At 48.2% G+C, this 12,636-nt stretch carries 13 protein-coding genes; 12 read left to right on the forward strand and 1 reads right to left on the reverse strand.

From position 1 onward, the window contains the following. The first annotated feature begins 5 nt into the window (after positions 1-5). From NGM62_RS01295 to NGM62_RS01335, 9 genes are all read left to right on the forward strand, one after another. The gene (locus NGM62_RS01295) at positions 6-1,898 is read left to right on the forward strand and encodes a cytochrome c oxidase subunit I (protein WP_262245378.1); all 1,893 of its coding nucleotides are present in this window, start codon (positions 6-8) and stop codon (positions 1,896-1,898) included. Positions 1,899-1,904: 6 nt separating this feature from the next. Next, positions 1,905-2,963: a COX15/CtaA family protein gene (locus NGM62_RS01300; RefSeq protein WP_262245380.1), complete on the forward strand. Its 1,059-nt coding sequence runs from the start codon at positions 1,905-1,907 to the stop codon at positions 2,961-2,963. A gap of 21 nt (positions 2,964-2,984) precedes the next feature. Further along, positions 2,985-3,974, forward strand: coding sequence for a heme o synthase (gene cyoE / locus NGM62_RS01305; protein ID WP_262245382.1), 990 nt, complete (start codon positions 2,985-2,987; stop codon positions 3,972-3,974). 5 nt (positions 3,975-3,979) lie between these two features. Further along, complete coding sequence (locus NGM62_RS01310; RefSeq protein ID WP_262245383.1) at positions 3,980-4,561, forward strand: cytochrome c oxidase subunit 3; 582 nt, start codon at positions 3,980-3,982, stop codon at positions 4,559-4,561. Positions 4,562-4,570: 9 nt separating this feature from the next. After that, positions 4,571-5,299: a cytochrome c oxidase subunit 3 gene (locus NGM62_RS01315; protein WP_262245384.1), complete on the forward strand. Its 729-nt coding sequence runs from the start codon at positions 4,571-4,573 to the stop codon at positions 5,297-5,299. Positions 5,300-5,323: 24 nt separating this feature from the next. Beyond that, on the forward strand, positions 5,324-5,707 hold the full coding sequence (locus NGM62_RS01320) for a cytochrome C oxidase subunit IV family protein (protein WP_262245385.1): 384 nt from the start codon (positions 5,324-5,326) through the stop codon (positions 5,705-5,707). A gap of 35 nt (positions 5,708-5,742) precedes the next feature. Beyond that, positions 5,743-6,414, forward strand: coding sequence for an SCO family protein (locus NGM62_RS01325; RefSeq protein ID WP_262245386.1), 672 nt, complete (start codon positions 5,743-5,745; stop codon positions 6,412-6,414). A 102-nt stretch (positions 6,415-6,516) separates the two neighbouring features. Continuing rightward, positions 6,517-7,047, forward strand: coding sequence for a DUF420 domain-containing protein (locus NGM62_RS01330; RefSeq protein ID WP_262245387.1), 531 nt, complete (start codon positions 6,517-6,519; stop codon positions 7,045-7,047). A gap of 18 nt (positions 7,048-7,065) precedes the next feature. Then, positions 7,066-7,521: an ABC transporter ATPase gene (locus NGM62_RS01335; protein WP_262245388.1), complete on the forward strand. Its 456-nt coding sequence runs from the start codon at positions 7,066-7,068 to the stop codon at positions 7,519-7,521. Between the two features lie 3 nt (positions 7,522-7,524). Here NGM62_RS01335 and mtgA read toward each other — a convergent pair whose 3' ends face one another. Continuing rightward, on the reverse strand, positions 7,525-8,226 hold the full coding sequence (mtgA, locus tag NGM62_RS01340; protein ID WP_262245389.1) for a monofunctional biosynthetic peptidoglycan transglycosylase: 702 nt from the start codon (positions 8,224-8,226) through the stop codon (positions 7,525-7,527). A gap of 188 nt (positions 8,227-8,414) precedes the next feature. Here mtgA and mutS point away from each other — a divergent pair, with 188 nt between their 5' ends. From mutS to NGM62_RS01355, 3 genes are all read left to right on the forward strand, one after another. Continuing rightward, the gene (gene mutS, locus NGM62_RS01345; protein WP_262245390.1) at positions 8,415-11,024 is read left to right on the forward strand and encodes a DNA mismatch repair protein MutS; all 2,610 of its coding nucleotides are present in this window, start codon (positions 8,415-8,417) and stop codon (positions 11,022-11,024) included. Further along, positions 11,021-11,227 carry a hypothetical protein gene (locus NGM62_RS01350; RefSeq protein WP_262245391.1) on the forward strand — a complete coding sequence of 69 codons (207 nt, stop codon included), beginning with the start codon at positions 11,021-11,023 and terminating at the stop codon, positions 11,225-11,227. Before mutS ends, NGM62_RS01350 begins: the two co-directional genes overlap by 4 nt. Before the next feature lie 61 nt (positions 11,228-11,288). Then, a complete protein-coding gene (locus tag NGM62_RS01355; RefSeq protein WP_262245392.1) occupies positions 11,289-12,635 on the forward strand; it encodes a dihydroorotase in 1,347 nt (448 codons plus the stop codon). Position 12,636 lies beyond the last annotated feature (1 nt).

Here is a 12,636-nt window from a genome sequence, read left to right on the forward strand (position 1 = left end):
GAGACATGTCAAGTATAGCAAGCGCAGGCACACATGGTTTAGAGCACCACGCTGAACATGGGCATCACCATGAATCATTTTGGACTAAATATGTATTTAGTCAGGACCACAAAATGATTGCGAAGCAATTTTTGATTACCGGTATTATCATGGCAGTTTTTGCCTTGATACTATCCATATTATTCAGGCTCCAATTGGCTTGGCCAGATAAGGAATTTCCTATTTTGGAAGTGCTTTTGGGTAGTAAATGGGCCGAAGGGGGTCGCATTAATCCCGAGTTTTTCTTAGCATTGGTAACCATACACGGCACCATAATGGTGTTTTTCGTACTTACTGCGGGACTTAGCGGTACCTTTAGTAACTTATTGATCCCCTATCAGTTGGGTGCACGTGATATGGCTTCACCTTTCATGAACATGCTGTCGTATTGGTTTTTCCTTGGAGCATGTGTGGTCATGGTTTCTTCTTTCTTTGTGGAAAGTGGGCCTGCAAGTGCGGGTTGGACGGTTTATCCACCATTGTCCGCAGTGCCGAAAGCGATTAGCGGTTCCGGCTTGGGGATGACTTTGTGGTTGGTCAGTATGGTGATGTTTATCATATCGCAGGTACTCGGCGGCACCAATTACATCAGTACGATATTGAACCTGCGGACCAAAGGGATGGATCTTTGGAAAATGCCGCTGACCATTTGGGCTTTTTTCCTCACCGCAATCGTGGGATTGCTCTCTTTCCCGGTGTTGGTTTCAGCCGTAGTATTGCTTTTCTTTGACCGTAGTGTAGGTACGAGTTTCTACCTGTCTGATTTGGTTATCCAAGGGCAGATTTTACCCAACGAAGGGGGTAGCCCCATTTTGTTCCAACACCTGTTTTGGTTCTTGGGACACCCCGAAGTTTATATCGTTTTGATGCCTGCGTTGGGACTTACTTCTGAGATTATTTCAACCAATTCGCGTAAGCCCATCTTCGGTTACCATGCAATGGTATACTCGCTGGTAGGTATTACGGTACTATCGTTTATCGTTTGGGGGCACCACATGTTCGTAACCGGGATGAACCCGTTTTTGGGTGGGGTGTTCATGATTACCACATTGATTATCGCGGTGCCATCGGCGGTTAAATCGTTTAATTACCTAGCGACGCTTTGGCGGGGGAATATCAGATTCACTCCAGCCATGATGTTTGCCATCGGGATGGTTTCGTTTTTCATTTCCGGCGGATTGACCGGGTTGTATGTCGGTAACTCTGCGATAGACATCCACGTGCATGATACCTATTTCGTGGTGGCCCACTTCCACTTAGTGATGGGCTCGGCATCCATATTTGGTATGTTGGCGGGGGTTTACCATTGGTATCCGAAGATGTTCGGGCGGATGATGGATGAGAAACTAGGGTACCTCCATTTTTGGTTGACCTTCGTCGCCGCATATTTTGTATTCTTCCCCATGCACTTCATGGGAATAGACGGCGTACCCCGTAGGTACTATGCCTTTACTGAATTCCCGTTCATGGAAAAGTGGATGTCGGTAAACGTATTTATCACATGGTCGGCAATTGTGGCCGGAGTGGCACAGATTGCATTCCTCTGGAATTTCTTCTCCTCAATCCGGTTTGGCAAGGTCGCTCCCCAAAACCCTTGGGGTGCCAATACATTGGAATGGACCACACCGGTGAAGCACATTCACGGCAACTGGCCGGGTGAGATACCGACCGTATACCGGTGGCCGTATGATTACAGCAAACCCGGGCATCACGAAGATTTCATTCCGCAGAATGTGCCGTTCTCTGAAACGATGAGTTCGAACCTGCCGCACGATTTCGAGGGCAATCCAGAGGCCGAGCGTATCCAACGGGAATGGGAGTTGGCAAATAGCCCACAGGCGGAAAAGGAGACGGAATAAAATAACATGCTGCCCCCCGCTGAACGACGGTTTTTAAGGATTAACAAGGTAGCGATTGTTTCGATATTCATTGTGATCTTGGCAGGGGGGGTGGTGCGTAGTACAGGGTCGGGGATGGGATGCCCTGATTGGCCCAAATGCTTTGACCGGCTGGTGCCGCCTACGGATGTATCCCAATTGCCAGCGGGCTACGAAGAAAAATATATAGCTGGTAGAAAGGCGAAAAACGAGCGGTTCGCCAATATGCTGGATCGGTTCGGAGCCAAAGAGCTGGCAGACCGTATTCGCCACGACGAGAGTATTCTCCAACATGAGGAGTTCAATGCTGCAAAGACGTGGACCGAATACATTAACCGGCTTGCCGGGGCCACGACGGGGATAGTGGTGTTTCTTTGTGCCGTTTTCTCCATTACGTTCTTTAAAACAAAGCGATCCATTTTCGTTTGGAGTGTGATCAACGTATTTGTCCTTGGGTATCAAGCTTGGTTGGGATCAATAGTGGTATCTACCAATCTGATGCCTTGGATTATCACGGTGCACATGTTATTGGCATTGGTTATCTTGGCGATCAGTATCTATACCTATTTTAAGGTGAGATCGGTGCGCGACAAGGACTTGCTGATTAATCATACGTCGCACTGGTTGAAGCCACTGGCTATTTTTTCCCTGCTGCTGATTGTGGCGCAGGTAGCTATCGGCACCGGCGTGCGGGAAGAAATTGATATCATCGCGGCATCCGGGAATTGGCCCGACCGGGGAGAATGGTTGGCACAGGTAAGTGACGTATTTCAGATACACCGTAGTTTGGCTTGGTTATCCATTATCGTGATCGTAGCACTGTTTTTCATTGTGCGCTCGCGGTTTGCTGCTAATACGCATCAAAGCCGGTTCACCAACTTACTGGTAGTGTTGCTCGTGCTACAGTTGGTAAGTGCCTTGATATTGGCGTATCTGGACATGCCGGCATACGCGCAGACGACCCACTTGATGCTCGCCTGCTTGTTGTTCGGTACCCAGTATTACTTAATGTTGTTATTGGGTACTGTGTCGCGGAAGAACGCTTGACAATTTTTGAATAGTGAGTGAATGAATATATCGAATAGTGACATACGAGCCAGGAAACAGGGGGATGCCGTCGTACAAAGGCACCACCGCGGGGCGGTACTGGCGGAAGTAAAGCAGTTTGTTGGCGATTTGAAGAAGTTGGTCAAAATGCGGCTGACGATGACGGTGGTGTTTTCAGCATCCATCGCTTTCTTGATCGGTAGTAAACAGCAGGGCGATATCAATTGGATCAACTGGCTGGTTTTGACTTTGGGTGGTTTCTTGGTGACTGGTTCTGCTAACGGGTTTAATGAGATCATAGAGCGCGATCTGGATAAGTTGATGAAGCGCACAGCCGATCGGCCGATCCCCGCAGGCCGGATGACTACCGGACAAGCATTGGTACTGAGCTTATTGATGGGTATCCTAGGTACGTATACGTTGGTGACGCTTAATTTCGTAGCCGGGTTGCTTTCGGTTTTTTCTATCATATTGTACGCTTTTATTTATACGCCAATAAAGCGCAAGTCACCGATTGCCGTATTCGTAGGTGCATTCCCGGGGGCGTTGCCGCCATTGATTGGATACTATGCGGCTTTTAGCCAGGACGATCTGGCGCTATATAGCCAGTCTAACGCAGCCGCAATCGTCGTTATTCCACTGGTATTGTTTATCATCCAATTTGTGTGGCAGTTTCCCCATTTCTGGGGTATAGCGTGGGTACTTGACGAAGATTATAAGCGAGCAGGTTTCCGTCTGTTGCCCACTACACGCCGTGACAAATTCTCGGCATTCATGGTGCTGTTTTCAACCGTGTTGATGGTGCCTGTGAGCTTGCTCCCGTATTATTTCGGTTTTGGAGGTATTGTGGTTTCATTGGTGTCCGTTGCTGGGGCGTTACTATTCAGCTGGTACGGTTTACAACTGTTTTTGAAGCGCGATATGGCATCTGCTAAGAAAGTGATGTTTACCTCTTTTTTCTACTTACCGCTGATCCAATTGGTATTACTTTTTGATTTTGTAGCGTTATGATAGCCATGGCACAGTACACCCAAAATAAAGAAGAGTTAGCGCAGCAAAAGGCGAAGAAGTTCAATCTTTGGCTGGGAATGATCGGTATGTTCATGATGTTTGCCGCATTATCCAGCGGTTTCATCGTGTACACTGCTGGTGGGGCCGATCGTGGTATCAAAACCATATTGCCTGATGCGTTCATCTATAGCACAATACTGATCGTAGTTAGCAGTATAACCATGCAGCTTGCTTATGTTGCTGCAAAGAAGACCCAGTTTTCACAGCAGAAATTGCTATTGTTGGCAACGGTTCTTCTTGGCATTGGTTTTTTCATTGTGCAAGTATATGCATGGAGCATATTAACGAGTAGGGGCGTGGTGTTTGTCAATACCAATGCTTCCCAATCGTTTATCTATATTTTCACTGGTATGCACCTTGCCCACATTCTGGCAGGGATTATCGTGTTAGTCCGGGCGTTGGTGGGGCGCGTTCAAGGTATCAGCCAGGTCAATAATGTGTTCCGGATGGATTTAGCAACGTTATTCTGGCATTTTCTAGGCTTTTTGTGGATTTATATTTATGTTTTTTTACTTTTGAACCAATAACACTGAACAATGAGTACAACTGTAACGGAATTAGATAAGGTTAAAACCGGACGATGGAACGGTGGTAGATCGCCTTTCAATGTAGAGTACGGTAAAATCATGATGTGGTTTTTCCTTACGTCCGATGCATTCACGTTTTCGGCCTTTTTGATTTATTATGGCTCGCAGCGGTTTGCCCATATGACGTGGCCCGACCCGGATAAATTATTTCAGTCGATCCCCTTTGTGGCCGATTACGGTTATCCGTTGGTATTTGTGGGCATCATGACCTTTATCCTCATCATGAGTTCGGTGACGATGGTACTGGCGGTAGAAGCGGGGCATCGTATGGCGAAAAAGGAAGTCGTGGGTTGGATGATAGCAACGATTATCGGTGGTCTAATGTTCATCGGTTGCCAAGCCTTAGAGTGGACGCACCTTAATCATGCCGGTTTTTGGTGGGGAAGTATTCCATCACAAGAGGGGGTGTCGCCGGAGGTCACACTTGCACCGTATTTCTCAAAAGAGATTTCGGAGGTCTCGGCATTGCAGTTTGCCAACCTCTTCTTTACCATCACCGGATTTCACGGATTCCACGTATCTATCGGTATCCTGCTGAATATTATCGTATTGGGTATGACCCTCGCCAATGTTTTTGAACGCCGGGGCAGCTACCTTATGGTAGAAAAAGTCGGGCTCTATTGGCACTTTGTGGACTTGGTATGGGTATTTGTGTTCACGTTCTTTTATTTGGTATAAACAATTAAAGCAGTTATCGAAATTATGGCTTCTCAACATCTAGATCAGACGGTAGAGCACACGGAAGGGCAACACCAAGAGGGAATGACCAAGGGTAAGATCTGGCGGGTCTTTTTTTACCTCCTAGCGCTCACGGCACTCGAATTTTTCATAGCCTTGGTGCTGGTTCATGGAGGGGTAATCGAAAAGACCATGGCAGTGAACGTAGTTTATATCGTACTTACGCTGCTTAAAGCATACTATATTATTGCATATTTTATGCACTTGAAGTTCGAAACGTTCGGCTTCATCATGTCGGTCGCTATCGCGTTTGTGCTGATTATTTATTTCATCGTACTGATGCTCACTGAAGGCGGATACCTCAATACGCACTACAATCCGTTCCCTCATTGGGACAATCCGCAATGACAGGTATTGTAAATACCAGTGGTATAAAGAAAATTATGATCCTGGCAGCAATTCTAATCCTGCCAGGATTTTTATATTTCCTACTGGAACGAAAAGCGGAGAACCGCTATCAGAACCTACCGATTTATGGAGAGAAGGTGTTGACCGGTACCTCCACCAGCCGGATGGGGAAGCAAGTACCAGATACCTTATTCCACCAGATTACCCCTTTTTCGCTGACCAACCAGATAGGGGTGCCCGTGTCAGTATTGCAGGAAGATACGACCATATCGGTAGTCAATTTCTTTTACACGCGGTGTACTACCTTTTGCAAGCACATGAACGACGAAATGAACCGGGTAGCGGATCGATTTGCCAATAATCAGATGGTAAACTTCTATACCATCACTGTTGATACAGCCTATGACACCCCGGAAGTCTTACAGGCATACGCGAAAGACTACCGGCCCGAAACAAAGAAATGGCATTTCCTTACCGGCGGTAAGGATGATGTGTATAATGTTGCACGGAATGGTTTCTTGGTCGATGCAGTAGAAGATACCACACGAGATGCCCACTTCATCCATAGCTCGTCACTGATATTGGTTGATTCCAAACGGCGTATACGGGGGTATTACGATGTCAACCAGAAAAAGGAGGTGGACCGGCTGATCGACGAACTGAAGCTGTTACTTGTGCAGGAAATCAGGGAACATAGCCCTTATTGAGGATTGAGGAGCAAGGATTTAAGGAGCAAGGATTTGAGGATTGAGGAGCAAGGATTTAAGGAGCAAGGATTTGAGGATTAAGGATTTGAGGATTAAGGAGTAATGCGGAAAACGGATAAATACAATAGGTGGATTATTATACTCTCCGTTGCCATTCCATTGGTCGTGGCAATGCTGTTCGGTGTTAACCTGCGGGACCTGGGATACGACGTCAAGCCGCTTACTTTTTTGCCGCCTATTTACGCTACGATCAACGGGATTACGGCGGTATTATTGGTCGCCGCGGTGATAGCAATCAAAAACGGGAACAGGCAGGTACATGAGAGATTGGTGAAGATATGTATCGGTTGCTCCGCTGCATTCCTCTTGATGTATGTTGCGTATCACATGACGGCCGAGTCGACGCCTTTCGGCGGTGAGGGTACAATCCGCTACATCTATTTCTTTATCCTAATTTCTCATATCTTACTTTCAATCGTTGTTATTCCCTTTGTATTGGTTACGTTCGTCCGGGGCTTATCGGGCGATTTTGCGCGCCATCGGAAATTGGCCAAGTACACATTTCCCCTTTGGTTGTACGTGGCGGTCTCGGGGGTGGTCGTATACCTGATGATTTCGCCATATTACACTTAAAACCGTAACTTTGTCTTCATGCAACGGATTTGGATATATCAAGCTGATCGGCAAATGACCGTGGCTGATAAAGTGAAAGTACTCGACAAATTAGCGCTTTTTACAGCGGAATGGAAGGCCCATGGCAGGCCATTGGCAGCGAATGCGGAGGTACGCTATGATCGCTTTATTATCCTGATGGTGGACGATGCTATTGCACCCCCAACAGGATGTTCTATTGATAAGTCCGTATACCTTTTAAAAGAAATTGAGAAAGAAACCGGGCTCGACCTATTCGACCGCTTGCAAATAGCCTACCGAAAAAAAGAAAGGATCGAAGTTGTGCCGCGCGATGAATTTGAACGTCTTATTGCCGCCGGCGAGATTACCGAGGATACCATCGTATTCAACAATCTTATTACATCCTACCCCGAATTGGAAACCCATTGGGAGGTGCCGTTAAAAGAAAGCTGGCACGCACAGGTTTTTTTATAATCATCAAGGTATTTTACTGTGCCCCATATACCGTACAATTGTATTGGCTTTACGGTTGATAAAGGCCGTCGGTTTGGCGGGCGACCAGCGACGCGGATTGGGCAGTACGGCGATAATCAATGCTGCTTGCCGCTTGGTAAGGCTCCGTGCCGACTTACCAAAGTAATGCTGGGCAGCAGCCTCGGCACCGTATAGTCCATCACCCGTTTCAATCACGTTGAGGTAGACTTCGAGAATCCGTTTTTTGCTCCAGAATAGTTCGATCAGTATGGTGAAATAGGTCTCGAAGCCTTTCCTTACCCAGGATCGGTGGGGCCATAGGAAAACGTTCTTTGCCGTCTGCTGACTGATGGTGCTGCCGCCACGCAACCTGCCCCCGTCTTTGTTACGTTGGTAAGCATCAGCAATGGCTTCACGGTCGAACCCCCAGTGTTCCATGAAGCGGGCGTCTTCGCCGGCTATGGCGGCGCGCTTCAGGTTATCCGAAAGATCCCCGTAACGTATCCACTTCTTCGTGATTTCCCGTCCCTTGCCATCGGTTTTCCGTTCGATGCCACGTTGCACCATGAGCCACGTAATCGGCGGATTGATAAAACGGAGTAAAATAACCCAAGAAATCGTGATAGCAAAAAAATAACAGAGTATCCGTAATGTCCACTTAAGATACACGTTTCTCTTCTTTCTGCGTTTTCGTTTGGTTGCCATGTCGTCCGATATGCGAATATACAAATAGAAACTTGCCAAAACGCCCCATTAATCCTATTTTTCCCCGGTACAACTTTTTTCTCAATGGCCGGGGAGAGACCAATAAATTCCCCGTTATATGCAACGCGAATAAATTGCATATAAAGGGGAATTTATCTAAGTTTACGACCATTTAAAAAAATCGGACGGTGGCAAAGACAGCGAAGAAAGAAACCCCATTGATGCAGCAATACAACAGTATCAAGGTGAAATACCCGGGTGCGTTATTGCTTTTCCGTGTAGGTGATTTTTACGAAACATTTGGTGAAGATGCAGTAAAGGCCGCCGGTATCCTGGGTATTGTGCTAACCAAGCGGGGCAATGGCAGTGAATCCGAGACGGCATTGGCGGGTTTCCCCCACCATTCGCTCGAAACATACCTGCCCAAATTGGTGCGAGCGGGCCAACGTGTGGCAATATGCGACCAATTGGAAGACCCCAAGACCACCAAAACCATTGTAAAGCGGGGCGTCACCGAATTGGTAACGCCCGGTGTCTCCTACAACGATAACATTGTCCAACAGAAATCAAATAATTACCTAGCTTCGATTTATTTCGACAAACAGGCCGTCGGCATTTCGTTCCTCGATATCTCCACCGGCGAATTCTTGGTGGCCCAAGGCAGTGTAGCATACATCGATAAACTGCTCCAAGGTTTCAAGCCAACGGAAGTAATTATGGGCAAGCGCCAATACAAGATGTTTGTTGACCAATTCGGAAACCAGTTCTATACCTATACGCTCGATGAGTGGGCGTATACAGGCGACTATACCACAGAGACACTGCTCAAGCATTTCGAGGTCAAGTCGCTCAAGGGATTCGGCATCGACCGATTGCCATTAGGTATCGTGGCAGCAGGCGTAGCACTGCACTACCTCAATGAGACAGAGCACCGTAACCTACAGCACATTTCCACCATATCGCGTATCGAAGAAGACCGTTACATGTGGCTCGACCGCTTCACCATACGTAACCTGGAACTGGTATCTTCAACCAATGAACAAGCTGCGACGCTTGCCGATGTGATGGACCATACGGCATCGCCGATGGGGGCCCGCCTGCTGAAACGCTGGATGGTAATGCCATTGAAAGATAAAAAGGCGATTACCGAGCGGCTGGAGGTTGTTGACTTCCTATACCGGAATGCTGACCTCCGTGACGAGTTGATACGTGATATCAAACACATCGGCGATCTGGAGCGGCTCATCAGTAAAATTGGCCTGCAAAAGGCCAATCCCCGGGAAGTTGTCCAACTGAAACGGGCGTTACAAGCAGTTGAACATCTGAAGACACTCATCGGTAGTGCACCGGTGCATGCACTTAATATCATTGCCGAGCAACTAAACGTCTGTACACTGATCCGTGGGCGTATCGAAGCGGAGCTGCAGCCGGAGCCACCCGTAGCCATAAATAAAGGGAACGTCATTGCCGATGGGGTAAGCGATGAACTGGACAAGTTGCGCCAGATTGCCTATGGCGGAAAAGATTACCTACTCGCCATCCAAAAGCGCGAGGCGGAAGCTACGGGTATCCCTTCGCTCAAAATTGCTTTCAACAACGTGTTTGGCTATTACCTGGAAGTGACCAATGCCCACAAGGATAAGGTTCCCGCGGAATGGGTGCGTAAGCAAACACTGGTAAATGCCGAGCGATATATAACCGAAGAGCTGAAAACCTATGAAGAACAGATACTTGGTGCCGAAGAGAAGATACAGGCATTGGAGGCCAAGTTATACGGCGAGCTCGTAACAGCTGTTGCCGAATACATCAAACCGATACAGCTCAACGCCCAGCTGGTTGCCCGGCTCGATGTGTTGCTTAATTTTGCCGTGATCGCCCACCGGAACCATTACGTTAAGCCGGTGATCGACCTAGCCAACGCTATCGATATCAAAGGCGGCCGCCACCCGGTCATTGAGCAGCACCTGCCGGTAGATGAAGATTATATCACCAACGATGTTTTCCTCGATAGCGACTCCCAGCAGATCATCATCATCACCGGGCCCAACATGGCGGGTAAGTCCGCTTTGCTCCGGCAAACCGCGCTGATTGTACTCATGGCACAGATGGGTAGCTTCGTGCCGGCCACAGAAGCACGTATTGGCCTGGTTGACAAAATATTCACCCGTGTGGGGGCCTCCGACAACCTATCGTCGGGCGAGTCGACATTCATGGTCGAAATGAACGAGACAGCCAGTATCATGAACAATCTGTCTGAGCGTAGCCTTATCCTGCTCGATGAGATCGGGCGGGGCACCAGCACTTATGATGGCATATCCATCGCCTGGGCTATTGCCGAGTTTCTTCATAACCACCCTACAGCGCGCGCAAAGACACTTTTCGCCACCCACTACCACGAGCTGAACGAGCTCGCCGCTTCTTTTCCGCGGATCAAGAATTTCAATGTTTCGGTAAAGGAAGTCGCAAACAAAGTGATTTTCCTGCGTAAATTGGTGCCGGGAGGTAGTGAACATAGCTTTGGCATCCATGTGGCCAAGCTTGCGGGAATGCCTCCCAAGTTATTGCAACGCGCCAACGAGATACTGAAACGGCTGGAGCAGGAACGTACCGGCGGTGAGCACATCAAAGACAGCATCAAGAAAATCCAGAAACAAGCTTATCAACTGCAGATGTTTTCTATCGACGATCCCATTTTGGTGAAAATCCGGGATATGCTCAACAATCTCGATGTGAATACCCTGACTCCAGTGGAAGCGTTGATGAAACTCGATGAGATACAGCGGTTGTTGAAGAATTGAACCGTTCACCGATTGTCGCTAAGAACGTAGCGGCCGAACTCCTTGCCGAAAAGACATATATTAACCCGAGTGGCCGTGTGGATAGCAGTGAGTTTTACATTGTGGTGCCTAATGCCTGCAACGAACAGGTGAAAACCGACGGACAAGTACACGTTACTTATACTTACCTGCGGCAGATCGAATCTGGTAATGCCGATGTGTAACCTTAACGGTTATCTGTATATTAAAGCAACTTTAGCTAAGTTTGTAAAAAAAGGGTAACGAATGTCTAAAACTATTATTAAAGCAGCGACCGTTGTCAACGAAGGACAAACAAATGTATTCGATGTATTGCTAAGTGGTGGGCGTATCGAAAAAATCGCACCGGAAATCAATACACCAGCCAACGTGGAGATTGATGCCGAAGGGCTGCACCTGTTGCCCGGCCTCATCGATGACCAGGTGCACTTCCGCGAGCCCGGCCTTACCCACAAAGCGGATATCTGGCATGAAAGCCGCGCAGCGGTAGCCGGCGGCATTACATCGTTCATGGAAATGCCTAATACAGTGCCTAATACACTGACCCAAGAACTGCTGCAAGATAAGTACGATATCGCTTCGAGCCGGTCACTGGCAAACTATTCCTTTTATATGGGAGCGGCCAACGATAATCTCGATGAAGTACTCCGCACCGACCCGCATCGGGTATGTGGGGTCAAAGTGTTTATGGGATCATCCACCGGGAATATGCTGGTGGACGACGAGTACACGCTTGAAGGTATATTTGCCAATTCGCCATTGCTTATCGCTACGCATTGCGAGGATGAACGGACCATTAGGCAGAACCTGGCGATGTATACGGGCATGCACGGCGAAGACGGGCTGACCATTGATATGCATCCCCTCATCCGATCGGCAGAAGCGTGCTACATCTCATCGTCACGTGCGGTCGACTTGGCACGGAAGCACGGCACCCGGTTGCATGTGCTGCATATTTCCACGACTGAGGAGACCGGCCTGTTTGAAAATAATACCCCACTCCCACTGGCCGAAAAACGGATTACCGCTGAAGCATGTGTACACCACTTATGGTTCACCGATGCAGACTATGCACAGAAAGGTAATCTCATCAAATGGAACCCGGCGGTGAAGACAGCAGCAGACCGCAAAGGGATATTGGAAGCGGTGCTCGATGGGCGTATAGACATAATCGCCACCGACCATGCGCCCCATACATTGGCAGAGAAGCTTCAGCCTTATGCCAAAGCGCCATCGGGCGGGCCACTGGTGCAACATGCACTGCTGGCGTTACTGGACATGCATCATGATGGCAGGCTTACACTCGAACAGCTGGTAGAAAAAACAGCACACCATGTGGCCACCTGTTTTCAAGTGGAGCAGCGCGGCTTTATACGCGAAGGGTATTGGGCAGACCTGGTACTGGTCGACCTGAATAAACCTTACACCGTGAGCCGGGATAACATTTTGTCGAAATGCGGCTGGTCCCCCTTCGAGGGACACACATTTAAGTCTACCGTCACCCATACATGGGTATCGGGCAATTTGGCATATAAGCAAGGAAAAATCGTGGAACAGGGTAGCGGCCAACGGCTGTCGTTCCAACGGCTGTAAT

This window comes from Parapedobacter soli (assembly GCF_025460835.1).
GTDB lineage: Bacteria > Bacteroidota > Bacteroidia > Sphingobacteriales > Sphingobacteriaceae > Parapedobacter > Parapedobacter soli.

Excerpts from the sequence above, each read along its gene's own strand:
- mtgA (WP_262245389.1), bottom strand. The coding sequence starts at position 8,226 with ATGGCAACCAAACGAAAACGCAGAAAGAAGAGAAACGTGTATCTTAAG.
- cyoE (WP_262245382.1), top strand. The coding sequence starts at position 2,985 with ATGAATATATCGAATAGTGACATACGAGCCAGGAAACAGGGGGATGCC.
- NGM62_RS01355 (WP_262245392.1), top strand. The coding sequence starts at position 11,289 with ATGTCTAAAACTATTATTAAAGCAGCGACCGTTGTCAACGAAGGACAA.
- NGM62_RS01325 (WP_262245386.1), top strand. The coding sequence starts at position 5,743 with ATGATCCTGGCAGCAATTCTAATCCTGCCAGGATTTTTATATTTCCTA.
- NGM62_RS01300 (WP_262245380.1), top strand. The coding sequence starts at position 1,905 with ATGCTGCCCCCCGCTGAACGACGGTTTTTAAGGATTAACAAGGTAGCG.
- NGM62_RS01315 (WP_262245384.1), top strand. The coding sequence starts at position 4,571 with ATGAGTACAACTGTAACGGAATTAGATAAGGTTAAAACCGGACGATGG.
- NGM62_RS01310 (WP_262245383.1), top strand. The coding sequence starts at position 3,980 with ATGGCACAGTACACCCAAAATAAAGAAGAGTTAGCGCAGCAAAAGGCG.
- NGM62_RS01295 (WP_262245378.1), top strand. The coding sequence starts at position 6 with ATGTCAAGTATAGCAAGCGCAGGCACACATGGTTTAGAGCACCACGCT.
- NGM62_RS01330 (WP_262245387.1), top strand. The coding sequence starts at position 6,517 with ATGCGGAAAACGGATAAATACAATAGGTGGATTATTATACTCTCCGTT.
- NGM62_RS01335 (WP_262245388.1), top strand. The coding sequence starts at position 7,066 with ATGCAACGGATTTGGATATATCAAGCTGATCGGCAAATGACCGTGGCT.
- NGM62_RS01320 (WP_262245385.1), top strand. The coding sequence starts at position 5,324 with ATGGCTTCTCAACATCTAGATCAGACGGTAGAGCACACGGAAGGGCAA.